The sequence below is a fragment of the Glycomyces endophyticus genome, from assembly GCF_039531525.1.
Lineage (GTDB): Bacteria > Actinomycetota > Actinomycetes > Mycobacteriales > Micromonosporaceae > Glycomyces > Glycomyces endophyticus.
Map to the genome: position 1 here is coordinate 57362 of NZ_BAAAQF010000021.1, position 17296 is coordinate 74657.

Annotated in this window: 14 protein-coding genes, 2 tRNA genes, 1 other RNA gene and 1 pseudogene; 14 read left to right on the forward strand and 4 right to left on the reverse strand. The window is 71.3% G+C overall.

From position 1 onward, the window contains the following. The first annotated feature begins 13 nt into the window (after positions 1-13). The 4 genes and pseudogenes from amrB to ABD419_RS20625 form a co-directional block, all read left to right on the forward strand. The gene (gene amrB, locus ABD419_RS20610) at positions 14-814 is read left to right on the forward strand and encodes an AmmeMemoRadiSam system protein B (RefSeq protein ID WP_344490468.1); all 801 of its coding nucleotides are present in this window, start codon (positions 14-16) and stop codon (positions 812-814) included. 117 nt (positions 815-931) lie between these two features. Continuing rightward, entirely contained in the window at positions 932-2386 is a 1455-nt protein-coding gene (gene lysS / locus ABD419_RS20615; RefSeq protein WP_344490508.1) for a lysine--tRNA ligase, read from the forward strand. Between the two features lie 265 nt (positions 2387-2651). Next, a complete protein-coding gene (locus tag ABD419_RS20620; RefSeq protein ID WP_344490471.1) occupies positions 2652-3011 on the forward strand; it encodes a histone-like nucleoid-structuring protein Lsr2 in 360 nt (119 codons plus the stop codon). A 287-nt stretch (positions 3012-3298) separates the two neighbouring features. Further along, a pseudogene (locus ABD419_RS20625) lies at positions 3299-5809 on the forward strand (ATP-dependent Clp protease ATP-binding subunit); the annotation flags it as partial. Positions 5810-6015: 206 nt separating this feature from the next. Here ABD419_RS20625 and ABD419_RS20630 read toward each other — a convergent pair. Continuing rightward, a tRNA-Ser gene (locus tag ABD419_RS20630) sits at positions 6016-6103 on the reverse strand. Positions 6104-6242: 139 nt separating this feature from the next. Between ABD419_RS20630 and ffs the strand changes: the two genes are divergently transcribed. Next, positions 6243-6336, forward strand: an RNA gene (gene ffs, locus ABD419_RS20635) — signal recognition particle sRNA small type. Continuing rightward, positions 6336-6411, forward strand: a tRNA-Thr gene (locus tag ABD419_RS20640). Before ffs ends, ABD419_RS20640 begins: the two co-directional genes overlap by 1 nt. Before the next feature lie 49 nt (positions 6412-6460). On the opposite strand, the gene ABD419_RS20645 is transcribed toward ABD419_RS20640, so the two are convergent. Together ABD419_RS20645 and ABD419_RS20650 are read right to left on the reverse strand one after the other, a co-directional pair. Beyond that, a complete protein-coding gene (locus ABD419_RS20645; protein ID WP_344490477.1) occupies positions 6461-7612 on the reverse strand; it encodes a sensor histidine kinase in 1152 nt (383 codons plus the stop codon). Then, positions 7609-8265, reverse strand: coding sequence for a response regulator transcription factor (locus ABD419_RS20650; protein ID WP_344490480.1), 657 nt, complete (start codon positions 8263-8265; stop codon positions 7609-7611). Before ABD419_RS20650 ends, ABD419_RS20645 begins: the two co-directional genes overlap by 4 nt. A gap of 148 nt (positions 8266-8413) precedes the next feature. Between ABD419_RS20650 and ABD419_RS20655 the strand changes: the two genes are divergently transcribed. From ABD419_RS20655 to ABD419_RS20685, 7 genes are all read left to right on the forward strand, one after another. After that, positions 8414-8980, forward strand: a complete 567-nt coding sequence (locus tag ABD419_RS20655; protein ID WP_344490483.1) for a hypothetical protein — start codon at positions 8414-8416, stop codon at positions 8978-8980. Continuing rightward, a complete protein-coding gene (locus ABD419_RS20660) occupies positions 8980-10068 on the forward strand; it encodes a peptidoglycan-binding protein (protein WP_344490486.1) in 1089 nt (362 codons plus the stop codon). The genes ABD419_RS20655 and ABD419_RS20660 overlap by 1 nt, the downstream gene beginning before the upstream one ends. Beyond that, on the forward strand, positions 10065-10769 hold the full coding sequence (locus tag ABD419_RS20665) for an ABC transporter ATP-binding protein (protein WP_344490489.1): 705 nt from the start codon (positions 10065-10067) through the stop codon (positions 10767-10769). Before ABD419_RS20660 ends, ABD419_RS20665 begins: the two co-directional genes overlap by 4 nt. Positions 10770-10880: 111 nt before the next feature. Further along, positions 10881-12059: an ABC transporter permease gene (locus ABD419_RS20670; protein ID WP_344490511.1), complete on the forward strand. Its 1179-nt coding sequence runs from the start codon at positions 10881-10883 to the stop codon at positions 12057-12059. Between the two features lie 208 nt (positions 12060-12267). Next, a complete protein-coding gene (locus tag ABD419_RS20675; RefSeq protein WP_344490492.1) occupies positions 12268-12642 on the forward strand; it encodes a group I truncated hemoglobin in 375 nt (124 codons plus the stop codon). 4 nt (positions 12643-12646) lie between these two features. Next, complete coding sequence (locus tag ABD419_RS20680; protein WP_344490495.1) at positions 12647-13753, forward strand: globin domain-containing protein; 1107 nt, start codon at positions 12647-12649, stop codon at positions 13751-13753. A 16-nt stretch (positions 13754-13769) separates the two neighbouring features. After that, entirely contained in the window at positions 13770-14375 is a 606-nt protein-coding gene (locus tag ABD419_RS20685) for a DivIVA domain-containing protein (RefSeq protein ID WP_344490498.1), read from the forward strand. Between the two features lie 52 nt (positions 14376-14427). Here ABD419_RS20685 and ABD419_RS20690 read toward each other — a convergent pair whose 3' ends face one another. Next, entirely contained in the window at positions 14428-15912 is a 1485-nt protein-coding gene (locus tag ABD419_RS20690; protein WP_344490501.1) for an RICIN domain-containing protein, read from the reverse strand. A 217-nt stretch (positions 15913-16129) separates the two neighbouring features. Between ABD419_RS20690 and ABD419_RS20695 the strand changes: the two genes are divergently transcribed. Next, positions 16130-17296: DNA polymerase III subunit gamma and tau (locus tag ABD419_RS20695; protein ID WP_344490504.1), on the forward strand; the 1167-nt coding region annotated here is incomplete at its 3' end.

Below are 17296 nucleotides of genomic sequence, written 5' to 3' on the forward strand. Positions count from 1 at the left end.
CGGAAGACCAGCGATGCCTTCGACGAAATCCGAAACCGTGCGGCCCCCGGCCGTCGCCGGCCGCTTCTACCCGGCCGACCCCGGCCGGCTGCGCCGCGACGTCCAGCGCCTCATCGACGAGGTCGGCCCCGTGAGCGAACCGCTCGCGGCAGCCTACATCGTGCCCCACGCCGGATACCGCTACTCCGGGCCCGTGGCGGCCCAGGTGTACGCGCGGCTCGCCGCCCACCGGGGCCGCGTCAAGCGGGTCGTCCTGGTCGGGCCCTCCCACCACGCGCCCCTGCGCGGGCACGCCGCCGCCCCCTACACCGGGTGGCAGACCCCGCTCGGGCTGGTGCGCGCCGCCCCCACCGCCGTGGTCGGCTCCTCGCGCCTCCCGCACGAGGCCGAGCACGCCCTCGAGGTGCAGCTGCCGTTCCTCCAGGTCGCCCTCGGCGACGACATCGAGGTCACGCCCGTCGCCTGCGGGATGAGCCAGACCCCCGACACCGCCCGCGTCATCGCCGCGCTCCTCGAGGAGGCCGGCGACGACGCCGTCCTCGTCTGCTCGACCGACCTGTCGCACTACCACGACCAGGCCACGGCCGAACGCGTCGACGCCGCCACCGCCGAGGCGATCAAGAGCCTGCGCCCGCGCGAGATCGCCCCGCAGCACGCCTGCGGCGTCTTCGCGCTCCGCGGCACCCTCGCCTGGGCCGACGCCACCGGCCGCCGGCCCCGCGAGCTCGCCCGCGCGACCTCGGCCGACACCGCCGGGACCCCCGACCGCGTCGTCGGCTACCCCGCGTTCGCGGTGGAGCGGCCCGCGCTGTGACCTGCGCTCGCGGGGGCGAAACTCGCAGGACCGCCGCAGGGGGCGGCGTTTACCCTGTAAGACGTGACCGAGCACGAGCAAGACAGCACTGAGACCGGCGACGACCTTCCCGAGCAGATGAAGATCCGGCGCGAGAAGCGCGCCGCCCTCCTCGCGGAAGGCAAGGAGCCGTACGCGCTCGGCTATCCGCGCACCCACTCGCTCGCCGAGCTGCGCGAGCGCTTCGCGGGCCTGGAGGACGGCGAGTCCTCGGGAGTCGTCGTCTCCACCACCGGACGGGTGATCTTCGTGCGCCTGGCCGGGAAGCTCGCCTTCGCGCGGCTCCGCGACGGCGACGGCGCCGAGTTCCAGGTGATGCTCTCCCAGGGCAAGATCGGCGAGGAGTCCCTCGCCGAGTGGAAGCGCCTGGCCGACATCGGCGACCACATCGGCGTCACCGGCGAGGTCGTCTCGTCCAAGCGCGGCGAGCTGTCGGTCATGGCCGACTCCTTCCAGATCACCGGCAAGGCCCTGCGCCCGCTCCCGGTGGCGCACAAGGCGCTCGCCGAGGAGACCCGGGTCCGCCAGCGGTACGTCGACCTCATCGTGCGGCCCGAGGCGCGCGCGAACGCGCGCAACCGCTCGAAGGTCGTCAAGTCCCTGCGCGACCAGCTCGACGCCGAGGGCTTCCTCGAGGTCGAGACCCCGATGATGCAGGTCCAGCCGGGCGGCGCGACCGCGCGGCCGTTCGTCACGCACATGAACGCGTACGACATCGACCTGTACCTCCGCATCGCGCCGGAGCTCTATTTGAAACGGTGCGTAGTCGGAGGGATCGACCGCGTATTCGAGATCAACCGCAACTTCCGGAACGAGGGCGCCGACTCCACGCATTCGCCGGAGTTCGCGATGCTCGAGGCTTATCGCTCGTACGGCGACTACCGCACGATCGGGGCGCTCACGAAGTCGCTCATTCAAGGCGCGGCGCGTTCGGTCTACGGCTCCGAGACCGTGGAACTCGCCGACGGCTCGACCTACGACTTCGGCGGGGATTGGGCCGAGATCACCCTCTTCGGCTCCCTTTCCGAAGCGCTCGGAGAAACCGTGACCGTCGACACGCCCTACGAGACGCTGCGCGCCTACGCCGACAAAGTCGAGCTCGGCGTCGACCCGAAGTGGGGTCCCGGGAAACTGGCCGAGGAATTGTTCGAGCACCTCGTCGTCGACGGCCTCCACGCCCCGACGTTCGTGTACGACTACCCCGAGGAGACCTCGCCGCTCGTGCGCGGCCACCGCACCACTCCGGGCCTCACCGAGAAATGGGACCTGTACGTGCGCGGCTTCGAGCTCGGCACCGGCTATTCCGAGCTCATCGACCCCGTGATCCAGCGCGAGCGCATGGAGGCCCAGGCCAGGCAGGCCGCGAAGGGCGACGACGAGGCGATGGGCGTCGACGAGGACTTCCTGCGGGCGATGGAGTACGGCATGCCGCCGCTGTGCGGGATGGGCATGGGAATCGACCGGCTCCTTATGGCGCTCACCGGACTCGGCGTCCGCGAGACCATCCTCTTCCCGCTGGTGAAACCCGAATAGCAAAGCGAAGGGACCGCATCGGGACCCCCGCGCCGGCCCTGTCGGCCGAGCACTGGGGAATCCGATGCGGTCCCTTTCCGCGTCCCGCCCCGAACCATTCTCCAAGGCCGTTCATCATGCGGATCCGCTCGCCGTGAGCTGGACGGTAGTCATCCATTCACAAATCTTTCCGTCCACCCTCTTTCCTTTCTCTTAGGGACTCGTATATGCTCTGGCACTAACAAGAGCAATAGGCACTGTTGGGCCGGGTCGAGGAGCATAAGCCATGGCGAAGAAGACACAGGTCATCCTGATCGACGATATCGACGGCAGCACCGCTGAGGAGACCGTCAAATTCGCCATCGACGGGCAGGCCTACGAGATTGACCTGTCGGCGTCGCACGCCAAAGAACTGCGCGACGCGCTGGAGAAATTCCAGGAGGCGGGCACGCGACTGGGACGGTACTCGCTCGGCGCCCCCCGCGGACCGGTCCGCGGCGCCACCGTCGCCCCGCGCCGCCAGTCGGTGGACCGCGAGCAGAACAAGGCCATCCGCGAGTGGGCCTCCCGCTCCGGCAAGAACGTGTCCCCCCGCGGCCGCATTCCGCAGGCCATCGTCGAGGAATACAACGCCGCGCACAACTAGTGCCGCGCCCGATCGCTCCGCCCGCTTCCCCCGCACAGGGGAGCGGGCGTTTTCCGTCCCCCCGGAGGAAAGCCGTGCGGCCTCTCCATTGATTGGGACGGCGGCGCGCGGGTATTGCGCTCAGAGCGAACCTGTTATCACGTGGAATGGTCGAGGGTGCACGCTTGTTGTCACCACCGTGGCACCCGCCGTCCGCGGACCCGGGGGATAAGGTGTACCCACAGGGTTTTGCAAGCCACGACCAGTAACGACGACGAAGTAGCGGCGGACGCGAGGAGCAGAAGCGCATGTTTGAACGGTTTACGGACCGTGCCCGACGCGTGGTCGTCCTGGCTCAAGAAGAGGCCAGGATGCTCAACCACAACTACATCGGCACGGAGCACATCCTGCTCGGCCTCATCCACGAGGGCGAGGGCGTGGCGGCGAAAGCCCTGGAGAGTCTGGGGATCTCCCTGGAAGGCGTGCGCCAGCAGGTCGAGGAGATCATCGGCCAGGGGCAGCAGGCCCCTTCCGGGCACATCCCCTTCACCCCCCGGGCGAAGAAGGTCCTGGAGCTGAGCCTGCGTGAGGCGCTCCAGCTGGGCCACAACTACATCGGCACCGAGCACATCCTGCTCGGCCTCATCCGCGAGGGCGAGGGCGTCGCCGCCCAGGTCCTCATCAAGCTCGGCGCCGACCTCAACCGGGTCCGCCAGCAGGTCCTCCAGCTGCTCTCCGGCTACCAGGGCAAGGAGCCCGCGGGCGCGACCGCCGGCGGCACCTCCCAGGAGGCCCAGCAGTCGGGCTCGCTCGTGCTCGACCAGTTCGGCCGGAACCTGACCCAGGCCGCGCGCGACGGCAAGCTGGACCCGGTCATCGGGCGCCAGCGCGAGATCGAGCGCGTCATGCAGGTCCTGTCCCGCCGGACCAAGAACAACCCGGTGCTCATCGGCGAGCCCGGCGTCGGCAAGACCGCCGCCGTCGAGGGCCTCGCGCAGGCGATCACCAAGGGCGAGGTCCCCGAGACCCTCAAGGACAAGCAGCTGTACACGCTCGACCTCGGCGCGCTCGTCGCCGGGTCGCGGTACCGCGGCGACTTCGAGGAGCGCCTGAAGAAGGTCCTCAAGGAGATCAAGACCCGCGGCGACATCATCCTGTTCATCGACGAGATCCACACGCTCGTCGGCGCGGGAGCCGCCGAGGGCGCGATCGACGCGGCCTCCATCCTCAAGCCGATGCTCGCCCGCGGCGAGCTCCAGACCATCGGCGCGACCACCCTCGACGAGTACCGCAAGTACCTCGAGAAGGACGCCGCCCTGGAGCGCCGCTTCCAGCCGATCCAGGTGGCCGAGCCGTCGCTCGCGCACACCATCGAGATCCTCAAGGGCCTGCGCGACCGCTACGAGGCCCACCACCGCGTCTCCATCACGGACGGCGCCCTGGTGCAGGCCGCGACGCTCGCCGACCGCTACATCTCCGACCGGTTCCTGCCGGACAAGGCGATCGACCTCATCGACGAGGCGGGCGCGCGCATGCGCATCCGCCGGATGACCGCACCGCCGGACCTCCGCGAGATCGACGAGGAGATCGCCGAGACCCGCCGCCAGAAGGAGTCCGCGATCGACGCGCAGGACTTCGAGGCCGCCGCGCGCCTGCGCGACACCGAGAAGCGCCTGCACGAGAAGCGCGCCAAGCGCGAGCAGGAGTGGAAGGCCGGCGACCTCGACCAGGTCACCGAGGTCGACGAGGAGATGATCTCCGAGGTCCTCGCGAACTGGACGGGCATCCCGGTCTACAAGCTGACCGAGGAGGAGACCTCCCGCCTGCTCAAGATGGAGGAGGAGCTCCACAAGCGGATCATCGGGCAGGAGGACGCCGTCAAGGCGGTCTCCAAGGCCATCCGCCGCACCCGCGCCGGGCTCAAGGACCCCAAGCGCCCCTCCGGCTCGTTCATCTTCGCCGGCCCCTCGGGCGTCGGCAAGACCGAGCTGGCGAAGGCGCTCGCGGAGTTCCTGTTCGGCTCCGAGGACTCGCTCATCCAGCTCGACATGTCCGAGTTCCACGACCGGTACACGGTGTCGCGCCTGGTCGGTGCGCCTCCCGGCTACGTCGGCTACGACGAGGGCGGGCAGCTCACCGAGAAGGTCCGGCGCAAGCCGTTCTCCGTGGTCCTGTTCGACGAGATCGAGAAGGCCCACCCGGACGTCTTCAACACCCTCCTCCAGATCCTGGAGGACGGCCGCCTGACCGACGGCCAGGGCCGCATCGTCGACTTCAAGAACACGGTGCTGATCCTGACCACGAACCTCGGGACGAAGGACGTCGGCAAGGCCGTGTCGCTGGGCTTCCAGGCCGACGCGACCGAGGGCGGCGACTACGACCGGATGAAGGAGAAGGTCAACGAGGAGCTGAAGAACCACTTCCGCCCCGAGTTCCTGAACCGCATCGACGACACGATCGTGTTCCCGAAGCACACCCAGGAGGCGATCGTCTCGATCGTCGACCTCATGGTCAAGCGCATCGAGGACCAGCTCACCAACCGCGACATGGCCCTCGAGCTGACGGACAACGCGAAGCTGTACCTCGGCCACAAGGGTTACGACCCGGTGATGGGCGCGCGGCCGCTGCGCCGCACGATCCAGCGCGAGATCGAGGACACGCTCTCGGAGAAGATCCTCTTCAACGAGTTCGTGCCCGGCCAGATCGTCATCGTCGACGTCGACGGCGACCCGACCGACGTCGAGAAGACCAACCTGACGTTCAGGGCCGCGGACAAGCCCGCGCGCATTCCGGACACGCCCCCGGCCGAACTGGCCGGCGAGCGCGCCCCGAAGAGCCCGGGCGCCGGAACCGGCACCATGCCCCCCAAGAGCCCCGGAGCGGGCCCGCGCGGCGGCATGGCCGGCGAGGGCGGCGCGTAAGCGCCGACACGCACTGAAACGGGGCGGGACCGCACGGTCCCGCCCCGTTCCGCGTCCCGTGCCGAGGGCAAGAAAAAACCGGAGCAGCACTGCCCCGGTTCGAGTGGCGGAGGATAGGGGATTCGAACCCCTGAGAGCTTTCACTCAACACGCTTTCCAAGCGTGCGCACTAGGCCACTATGCGAATCCTCCGTCGAGAACCCTACCCGACGCCCCGAACGCGCTCCAACCGGGTTGTGCGAGGTGACCTGCGTTGCACCGGCACCGTGACGGGCGCGACCGCGCGGGCTCGCCCCGCTCGGCGGCCCGACTCGGCTGTAGTAAACTTCTGTCCGTCTCCCATGCGGCGATATCGCGTGAACCTCCCCAGGGCCGGAAGGCAGCAAGGATAAGCGGGCTCTGTCGGGTGCGTGGGAGACCCAATGCCGCCTTAGCTCAGTCGGTAGAGCGTGTTACTCGTAATAACAAGGTCGACGGTTCGATTCCGTCAGGCGGCTCCATAACGACGAAGACCCCGATGCAAGCCGGGGTCTTTCGCGTTTCTTGAGGTCACGGGGCCGGCGGGAACGCGACCGTCACCACCAGGCCTCCCTCCGGGCGGGCTTTGGCCGTGGCTTCGCCGCCGTGGGCTTCGGCCACGGCGCGGACGATGGAGAGGCCGAGGCCGGCGCCCTTGGAGGCGGTGGCGAGGCGTTCGGTGCCGAGGCGGCGGAAGGGCTCGAAGAGGCCGGGGACCTCGAACGGGGGGACGACGGGGCCGGAGTTGGCGACCTCGACGACGGAGCGGCCGTCCTCGGTGCGGGTGGCGACCTTCACCCAGCCGTCCTCGGGGACGTTGTAGCGGATCGCGTTCTCGACGAGGTTCTGGACCAGGCGCTCGAGGAGGACCGGTTCGCCGCGCGTCGGGGCCTCCTCGCAGGAGGCCGTCAGCGACACGTTCGGCGCCGGCGTCTGAGCGGCCACGTGCTCGGCGATGTCGGCGAGGTCGACCCAGGCGCGCTCGCCCAGCTCGCGGTCGGAGCGCATGAGGAGCAGGAGGCCGTCGATGAGGCGTTCGTGGCGGGCGTTCACCTCCAGGAGGGTCTCGCCGAGCTGCCGCACGTCGGGGGAGGCGTTCCGGCGGTTGACGGCGACCTCCAGGAGCGCGCGGGTCACCGTCAGGGGCGTCCGCAGCTCGTGGGAGGCGTTGGAGATGAACGAGCGCTGGCCGTCGAAGGACTGGTCGAGGCGCTCGAGCATCCGGTTGAACGTCTCCGCCAGTTCGCGGAGCTCGTCCTGCGGGCCCTGGACCTTGATGCGCTCGTGCAGGCCCTGGCCGGCGGCGGGGGCCTCGGCGATGCGGGCCGCCGTGTCGGTGATCCGGGCGAGGGGCCGGAGCATCCGCCCCGCGATCAGCCAGCCGAGGGCGATCGTGCCCAGCGCGACGAGGACCAGCGCGAGCGTGCCCTGGGTGCTGATGGCGTCGAGGGCGTCGTCCCACACGTTCTCGGTGAGCAGCAGCTGGAACTTCTGCTCCTCGGAGACCGCGTCGGCGGCGGGCCCGGTCGGCGCCGGCGCCTCCTGGCGGGACATGATCATGCCCGCGCTGCCCGGGGTCGTGTTCGCCACCAGGCTGTACGTCAGCAGGAGCAGCAGCACGCCGCCGATGAGGAACAGGCCCCCGTACACCAGCGTGAGCCGGTTGCGCAGTGTCAGCGTCATCGGATCCGGTACCCCACTCCAGGTTCGGTGAGGACCACCTGCGGGTCCCCGAGCTTGCGGCGCAGCTTCAGGATCGTCATCCGCACCGCCTGCGTGAACGGGTCGGTGTGCTCGTCCCACGCCTTCTCCAACAGCTGCTCGGCGGACACCGGGGCGCCCTCGGCGCGGAGCAGTTCCGCCAGGACCGCGAACTCCTTGCGCGACAGCGGCACGTACCGGCCGTCGCGGAACACCTGGTGCAGGTGCACGTCGAGGGTGATCCCCGCCCGCGACAGGACCGGCGGCGCCGCCCGGCGGGCCCGGCGGCCCAGCGCCGAGACGCGGGCCGCGAGCTCGCGGAACGCGAACGGCTTCGGCAGGTAGTCGTCCGCGCCCAGCGACAGGCCGGTCACGCGGTCGTCGACCTCTGAAGCGGCCGTGAGCATCAGCACGCGGGTCTCGCCGCCCGCCGCCGCGATCTCGCGGCACACCTGGTCGCCGTGCACCACCGGCAGGTCCCGGTCCAGGACCACCACGTCGTAGTCGTTCACGGCGAACCGCTCCAGCGCCGCGCCGCCGTCGAGCGCCACGTCGACGGCGTGCGACTCGCCGCGCAGCCACTCCGCGACCGCGTCGGCGAGCAGCGGCTCGTCCTCGACCACCAGGATCCTCATGCCTCCCATCTTCGCCCGCCCCGTGTTGCCGCGGCATTGCCGTTCCGGATTACGGCCGCGCAACGGCCCGGCCGCTGTACTGACTGCGCGGCCGGGGACGTCTCCGCCTCCCCGGCCGCGCCAATCGTCACGAGAAAGGCACCACATCATGCGGCGATACCTCATCGCACTCCTCCTGGGCCTCACCGCCCTCTCCGCCGCGGCCTGCGGCGACGACGCCGACGACGGCGGGGTCGCCTCCGCCGACGGCGACGCCACCGAGTCCGCCTCCGCCGAAGGCCAGGACGAAGGGCTCGACGGCTTCGAAGGCGCCCTCGCGTACTCCGAATGCATGCGCGACAACGGCATCGCCGAGTTCCCCGACCCGGAGCAGAACGACGGCGGCGGCATCAGCCTCGGCCTCCCCGAAGGCATGGACCCCGAATCGCAGGAGTTCAAGGACGCCGAGAAGGCCTGCGAGGACCTGCGCCCCGGCCCCGGCGACGACGAGACCATCGACCCCGAGGTCTACGCCAAGCTCCTCGAGTACTCCGACTGCATGCGCGAGAACGGCATCGAGAACTACCCGGACCCCGAGCCCAACGGCGGCATCATCATGAACGGCGACATGGGCTTCGACCCGCAGAGCCAGGAGTTCCAGGACGCCGAGGCCGCCTGTGCCGACCTGCGCCCCGATGGCCCCGGCGGCCCCGAGAACGACAGCGAGGACGAGTGATGGCGGGCCGACGACGCGGCAGGGGCCGCACCGGGAAGGCCGTCGCCGGCGCCGCGATCGCGCTGGCCGCCGCGGGCGCCGTCGCGGCCGCGCTCGGCGTCGACCTCCGCTCGTTCTTCGCCCAGCCGGAGGCCGAGGCCACCGAGGAGACCCCGAGCACCGCCGAGATCACCGTCCAGACCCTCACCGAGACCGTCACCGTCGACGGCGACCTCGGCTACGGCGACACCCTCGACATGGCCTGCCTGCTCAACGGGACCTTCACCGGGCTCCCCGCGGCCGGCGACGTCGTCGAGCGCGGGGGCGTCCTCTACGCCGTCGACGACACGCCCGTCGTGCTCCTCTACGGGTCCCTCCCCGCCTACCGGTCGCTCGCGACCGGCGCGGAGGGCGACGACGTGGAGCAGCTCGAGCAGAACCTCGCCGAGCTCGGCTACGACGGGTTCACCGTCGACGACGAGTACACCGACGCCACCGCCGACGCCGTCGAGCAGTGGCAGGACGACCTCGGCATGGAGGAGACCGGCCGGGTCGACCTCGGCCGCGTCGTCTTCGCCCCCGGCGCGATCCGCGTCGACACCGTCGACCCGCAGCTCGGCGCCGGCGCCCAGGGGACCGCGTTCGCCTACACCGGCCTCGACAAGGTCGTCACCGTCGAGGTCGAGCTCGACGACCAGGAGCTCGTCGTCGTCGGCGGGTCCGTCGCCATCACCCTCCCCGACGGCACCGAGGCGACCGGGACCGTCACCGGATCCGAGACCGCCGTGACCCAGGAGACCGGCCAGGGCGGCGAGACCGAGGACGTCACCTACCTTGAGGTCACCGTCGCCGCCGACGACGCCGCCGTCTTCGACGCGCTCGACCAGGCCGCCGTCGACGTCGGCTTCGCCGGCGACAGCGCCGCCGACGTCCTCACCGTCCCCGTCGAGGCCCTCCTCGGCCTCGCCGAAGGCGGCTACGGCGTCGAACTCGTCGACGGCGGCGACACCGAGGTCGTCGCCGTCGAGACCGGCCTCTTCGCCGACGGCCTCGTCGCGATCAGCGGCGAGGGCCTCGCAGCCGGCCAGGCCGTGGTGGTGCCCTCATGAGCATCGTCGCCGAGGCCGCGCGGCCCGAGGCGGCGACCGGGCCCCGACCGGTCGTCGAACTCGACGGCGTCTCGAAGACCTACCCCGGCGGGGTCCGGGCCCTGCGCGGCGTCTCGCTGCGCATCGAGGCCGGCGAGATGTGCGCGATCGTCGGCCCCTCCGGCTCCGGCAAGTCGACGATGCTCCACCTCATCGGCACCCTCGACCGGCCCAGCGAGGGCGCGGTCCGCATCGACGGGTACGACGTGGCGAGCCTGCGCGACAAGGAGCTCTCGGCCCTGCGCGCCACCAGGATCGGGTTCGTGTTCCAGCAGTTCCACCTCGCCGTGGGGCAGCAGGTCCTCGACAACGTCGCCGACGGGCTCCTCTACTCCGGCCGGCGCGGCCCCGACCGGCGCGCCCGCGCCGCCGAGGCCCTCGACCGGGTCGGGCTCGCCCACCGCCTCGACCACCTCCCCAACGAGCTGTCCGGCGGCGAGCGACAGCGTGTCGCCGTCGCCAGGGCCATCGTCGGCGGACCGGCGGTCCTCCTCGCCGACGAGCCGACCGGGAACCTCGACTCGGTCTCCGGCGCCGGCGTCATGGCGCTCCTCCACGAGCTCCACGACGCCGGCACCACCGTCGTGGTCATCACCCACGACCAGGACATCGCCCGGTCCCTGCCCCGGCAGGTCGCGATGCGCGACGGGGCGGTGGTCTGAATGGCCGTCGACACCACCGGGACCGGCGGACCGCCGACCGGCCCGCCGACCGGCCCGCCGCCGCCCGCGCCCGCCGCCGCGCCGTCCCCGAAGCCGCTGCGGCCCGCCCGGATGCACACCGGCGACGTCCTCCGCGTCGGCGCCACCGGACTGCGGACCCGGCCCCTGCGGGCCTGGCTCTCGGCCCTGGGCATCGCGATCGGCATCGCCGCCATGATCGCGGTCGTCGGGATCTCCTCCTCCAGCCGCGCCGAACTCGACCGCCAGCTCGCGGCGCTGGGCACGAACCTGCTCACCGTCGAGCCGGGGACGTCGATGCTCTCGGGCGAGGAGGGAGTGCTCCCGCTCGAGGCCACCGCCATGGTCGCCCGCATCGAACCGGTCTACGCCGTGGCCGCGACCGGGAACGTCGCGAACACGAACGTCTACCGGTCCGACCACATCCCCGAGGGGCGCAGCGGGGGCATGACCGTCCGCGCCGCCGAGCTCGACCTGTTCGGCACCGTGGGCGCCGAGCTGGCGCACGGCGCGTGGCTGAACGCCGCCACCGCCAGGTACCCGGCCGCCGTCCTCGGCGCCGCCGCGGCCGAGCAGCTCGGCATCACCGGGGTCGGCGACGGCGTCGAGGTGTACGTCGGCGGCCAGTGGTTCACGGTGGTCGGCATCCTCGAACCCGTCGCGCTCGCATCGGAACTCGACCTGTCGGTCCTGGTCGGATGGGAGGCGGCGGCGACGTACCTCGGGTTCGACGGGCACCCCACCACGGTGTACGCCCGCGCCGAGGAGCAGTACGTCGAGGACGTCGCGGGCGTGCTCGCGACGACCGCGAACCCCGAAGCGCCCGATGAGGTCTCGGTCTCGCGGCCCTCGGACGCGCTGGCGGCCAAGAACGCCGTGGACACGGCGTTCACGGGGATGCTGCTGGGCCTGGGCGGTGTGGCGCTGCTCGTCGGCGGGGTCGGGGTGGCCAACACGATGGTGATCTCGGTCCTAGAGCGGCGCAGCGAGATCGGTCTGCGCCGGTCGCTCGGGGCCACGAAGGGGCAGATCCGGGTCCAGTTCCTGGCGGAGTCGCTGCTGCTGAGCGCGCTCGGCGGCGTCGGCGGGGTGCTGCTGGGGACGGCGGTGACCGCGGTGTTCGCGGCGGTGCGGGAGTGGCCGACGGTGGTGCCCTACTGGGCGAGCGCCGGGGGCGTCGCCGCGACCCTGGTGATCGGCGCGATCGCGGGCCTGTACCCGGCGGTGCGGGCCTCGCGGCTGTCGCCGACGGAGGCGCTGAGCGTGCAGTAGGCATGGGCCGCTGCGCGTGTCGAGTCTCATCGCCCGCCTCCCCGATCGGGGAGGCGGGCGCTTTCACGCGCAATTCGTGACGGCCCTATTACGATCCGTTTGCGCACCATGTAAACAATGAAAACATGACAAACACTATGGACCCTTTGAGGTGGCGGAGGTAGGCTCTGGTCGCGAACTGCCATATCACCCCGAAGGATGAATCACCATGACCGACCTGCCCGTCACGCCGTACGAACGGATCGGCGGCGCCCCCGCCGTCACCGAGGCCGTGGAGCGGTTCTACCGCCGGCTCCTCGCCGACCCGGACCTCTCCGGGTTCTTCGCCGACACCGACCTGCCGGTCCTCAAGCGGCACCAGGTCGCCCTCATCTCGCAGGTCCTCGACGGCCCCAAGACCTACGAGGGCCGCGAGCTCGCGGAGGCGCACCGGGGCATGGGCATCACCGCCGCCCAGTACGAGGCCGTGGGCGCGCACCTGGTCGCGGTCCTCGTGGAGCTCGACGTCCCGCAGGACATCGTCGATTCCGTCGGCAAGGTCCTCGGCACCGTCGCCCCGGACATCATCGAGGCGGACTCCTAGTCGCATGGTCGACGCCGAACGGTTGAAGAAGAACTGGAGCCTGGTCGCCGCGCACGGCGACCAGGTCCCGCTGTACTTCTACTCGGTCCTGTTCCTGACCCACCCCGAGACGCGCGACATGTTCCCGATGAACATGGCGGCGCAGCGCGACAAGCTCGTCACCGCGCTCGGCGCCGTGGTTTCCAATGTGGACACCATCGAGCACGTCGTCCCGGCGCTCCAGGACCTCGGCCGCGACCACCGCAAGTTCGGGGCGCTGCGCGGCCACTACCCCGCGGTCGGCGAGGCGCTCGTCGCCACCCTGGAGCACTTCAGCGGCCCGCACTGGACGCCCGCCATCGCCGCCGACTGGACCGCCGCCTACGGCCTGGTCGCCGCGACGATGGCCGACGCCGCCGACGAGGCCGCCCACTACACGCCGGCCTGGTGGGACGCCGAGGTCGTCGCCCACGACCGCCGCGACCTCGAGACCGCGGTCATCACCGTCGCCCCCGGCCGCCGCTTCGACTACCTTCCCGGGCAGTCGTTCTCGATGTGCACCGACCTGCGGCCCCGCGTCTGGCGGCAGTACACGCCCGCCAACGCGCCCCGGGCCGACGGCACCCTCGAACTCCACGTCCGCGCCGTCGACGGCGGCGAGGTCTCCACCGCGCTGGTGTCGCTCCTGCGGCCCGGCGACGCCCTCCGGCTCGGCCCGGCCACCGGCTCGGGGCTCACGCTCCAGCAGGGGCACGGGCCGATCGCCATGATCGCGGGCGGCACCGGCGTCGCCCCGATGAAGGCCCTCATCGAGCAGCTGGCCGCCGCGCCCAGGCCGACCAGCCTCTACTGGGGCGCGCGCACCCCCGCCGGGCACTACTGCCTGGACGAGATGCGCGCGCTCGCCGCCGCGTACGAGTGGCTCGAGTTCACGCCCTGCGCGGACGAGGACCTCTTCGGCGCGGGGGTCCGCATCGGCTCCCCGGCAGAGCTGGCCGTGGCGGACCGGCGCTGCGTCGGCGCGGCCGTCTACCTGTGCGGGCCGCCCGGGATGGTGGAGGCGAGCGGGAAGCACCTCGTCGCCTCCGGCGTCCGGGCGGAGGCCATCCACTTCGAGCCCTTCGGCGAGTGAGCGAGGACGATCCACTATGTACACATACCGGCCGTCCGGCGGCAGAGTCACCGTGGGACAGGTGAACAACGCCAGGTTCTCCATGACGAGTCTGACCCGGCGGGGATACCAGCCGGACGAGGTGCACCGCTTCCTGACCCGCATCGCCGACGAGCTGGCCAGCCGCGACCAGCGCGAGGCGGCGCTGCGGGCGGACGCGGAGAAGCTCAAGGACGCGCTGCGGTCCTGGCAGTCGCAGCAGAGCAGCCAGCGGCTTCAGGCGGCCGTCCCGTCGACCCCGACGTCGACCGCCGTCAACCTCATCTCCCGGGCGCAGCAGCAGGCCGAGGGGTACGTCAACCAGGCGCAGCACTACTCGCGGCAGATCATCGCCCAGGCGCGGGCCCAGGCCTCCGAGCTCATGCGGCAGACGCAGGAGCGGGCGCGGGTCGAGGCCGACCGGGCCGTCGCGGAGTTCCGCCGCGACAACCACGGCCGGGACGACCGCGAGGCGGAGGAGCGCATCCGCCAGCTCGTGCGGACCCGCAGCTACCTGGAGGCCGTCGAGGTCGCCGAGGAGCAGCTGCGGCTCACCCGCATGGGGCTGGAGAAGGAGATCTCGAAGCTCCAGGACGAGGTCTGACCGATTCGGTGCGGCATGCCCGCTCCCGGTGCGGGAGCGGGCATGCCCGCGTCTAGACGTACTGGTCGATGATCGGGGTCAGGTACCTGGCGATCTTGGCGTGGCCGCTGTCGCTGGGGTGCACGGAGTCGACGAGGTCGGAGGCCTCGTTCAGCCATCCGGTGGTGTCGACGAAGTGCACCTTCGCGTCGCCCGCGGCGGTGCGGGCGTTGACCGCGTTGAGCGTCTCGGGGCTGTAGCGGCCCCGGAACGTCTCGATCGCGAAGACGTGCGCGTTCGGGTACGCCTGGCGGACCCGTTCGAGCATGGTGATGTAGTCGGCCTGGAACGTCGTCGTGGAGACGCCGTGCCCGACGTCGTTGGTGCCCAGGTTGATCACCACGGCCGTGGCCTGGTACCGCGAGAAGCTCCAGTCGTCCGAAGTGGACGCCATGGAGGTGCGGCGGAACCAGTCCATCATCCCCCAGCACCCGTCCGCGGTGCTGACGAGGCACGCGCCGCCCTGCGCGACCTGCGTGTGGCCCGCGTTCAGGGCCTCGCCCACCAGGTACGGGTACGCGGTGAAGGGCCGGTTCCCGTTGGGCTGGCCGACGGTGATCGAGTCGCCGATGAACTCCACGAAGTTCGCCGGCCTGGCGATCGCCGAGGTCGCCCCGCCGGAGGCGAGGATGAGCCCGCCGAACGCCGGGTCGCCGGTGTAGGACCCGGCCCTCTCCCGGAAGCCGATCCGGATCGTGTGGGTTCCCGAGGCGAGCCCGGTCCTGATCGTGACGTTGCCGGAGACGGCCCGCAGCCAGGTCTCGGCGCCGCCGTCGACCGAGTAGTACAGGTCGATGGTGTTGCGGAGCTTCACGCCGATCGAGGACCCGGTGAAGGCCGCCTCGACGTACCCGCCGGCCCAGCCCATCGTGTAGAACGACGCGTCGGCGGTGTTCCAGCGGCCGTAGTACTGGAGGTTCGGGTCGTTGACCGCGCCGTTGCCGGCGGCGGCGACGGGGACGAGCTTCCAGTGCTGCGACTCGAGGTCGTTGCGGTCGTACTGGGAGACGCGCGATCCCGCGGCGGTGGCCCACTCCCAGTTGTCGAGGGCCTTGCCGGAGTTGCGGTTCACGAGTTCGACGGAGCCGTCGGCCTGGGTGTTCACCTGCCACTGCTGGTTGGTGCCGTTGCCGTCGGTCCACTGCACGACGTTCGCGCCGTTCGCGGTGGACTTGGCGTAGACGTCGAGTACCTGATTCGAGTGCCGGGCCTGGATCCGGTAGTAGCCGCCGCCGGAGTCCACGAAGCGGAACTGCTGGGCGGTGGCCGACGACTGCGCGGCGAGGACGACCGCGGCGCCGGTGGTGGTGGAGCCGTCCTGGACGCTGACGGCGAGGCCGGAGAAGTCGTTGACGATCCGGTACCAGGTGCCGGTCTCCACTGCGGCGGCCGGTGCCGGGCCGAGGGCGGTGAGCCCGGCCGCCGCGCAGACGGCGACCGCGGCGGCGGCGAGCCACCGGGCGAGCCGCGCGCGGCGGGAGGGAGCGGGAGTACGCAAGGGGGGACTCCTTAATATTGAAACGTTTAAATCTATTGAGGTTTGCATAGGATACCGCTTTCATGTGTCCGGGGCCACCCCCCGCCTGTGCCGGCCGCACCAACCGCAGCGGTCGACCCTCCGGACGTCGGACCCAGGCCGTACCCTGGCTTGAGGCGCCTCGCGACAGCGCCGTACGGACCGCGTGCGACCGCGGGGCAACCAGCAGGAGGACGACGTGGCACTCGCGCTCTACCGCAAGTACCGGCCGCAGACGTTCGCGGAAGTGGTCGGCCAGGAGCACGTCACCGAACCCCTCATCAACGCCATCCGCGCCGGCCGCCTCAACCACGCGTACCTCTTCTCCGGCCCGCGCGGCTGCGGCAAGACCTCCTCGGCGCGGATCCTCGCCCGGTCGCTCAACTGCGCGCAGGGCCCCACCGCCGAACCGTGCGGCGAGTGCCGCTCCTGCCAGGCGCTGTCCGCCGGCGGCCACGGCTCGGTCGACGTCATCGAGATCGACGCAGCCAGCCACGGCGGTGTCGACGACGCCCGCGAGCTGCGCGAACGCGCCGTCTTCGCGCCCGTCGACTCCCGCTTCAAGATCTACATCATCGACGAAGCGCACATGGTCACCGCCGCGGGCTTCAACGCGCTGCTCAAGCTCGTCGAGGAGCCCCCGGAGTACGTCCTCTTCATCTTCGCGACCACCGAGCCGGACAAGGTCCTCCCGACCATCCGCTCGCGCACGCACCACTACCCCTTCCGGCTCATCCCGCCGCCCGCCATGCGCGAGCTGTGCCGCCGGCTGTGCGACGAGGAGGGCGCGGTCGTCGCCGACGACGTGCTCCCGCTCGTCGTCCGCGCCGGGGGCGGCTCCGCGCGCGACACCCTCTCCGTGCTCGACCAGCTCATCGCCGGCGCCGGGCCCGAGGGCGTCACCTACGAGCGCGCCGCGGGCCTGCTCGGCGTCACCGACGCGGGCCTGCTCGACGAGATGTGCGAGGCCTTCGCGGCCGCCGACGGGGCCGCGGTCATGGAGGTGGTCGAGCGCGTCGTCGAGGGCGGCCACGACCCGCGCCGCTTCGCGGGCGACCTCCTCGAGCGCCTCCGCGACCTCCTCGTCCTCACCCAGGTCCCCGACGCCGGGTCGAACGGGCTCGTCGACGCCCCCGCCGACCAGCTCGGCAAGATGACCAGCCAGGCCACCCGCATGGGCACCTCCACGCTCGCCCGCATGGCCGAGGTCGTCGCCGCCGGGCTCGCCGGGATGCGCGGCGCCACCGCCCCGCGCCTCCTGCTCGAACTCGCCTGCGTGCGCGCGATCCTCCCCGGCTCCGACGAGTCCATGGCCGGGCTCATGCAGCGTCTGGAGACCCTGGAGCAGCGCGCCGCCGGCGCGGCC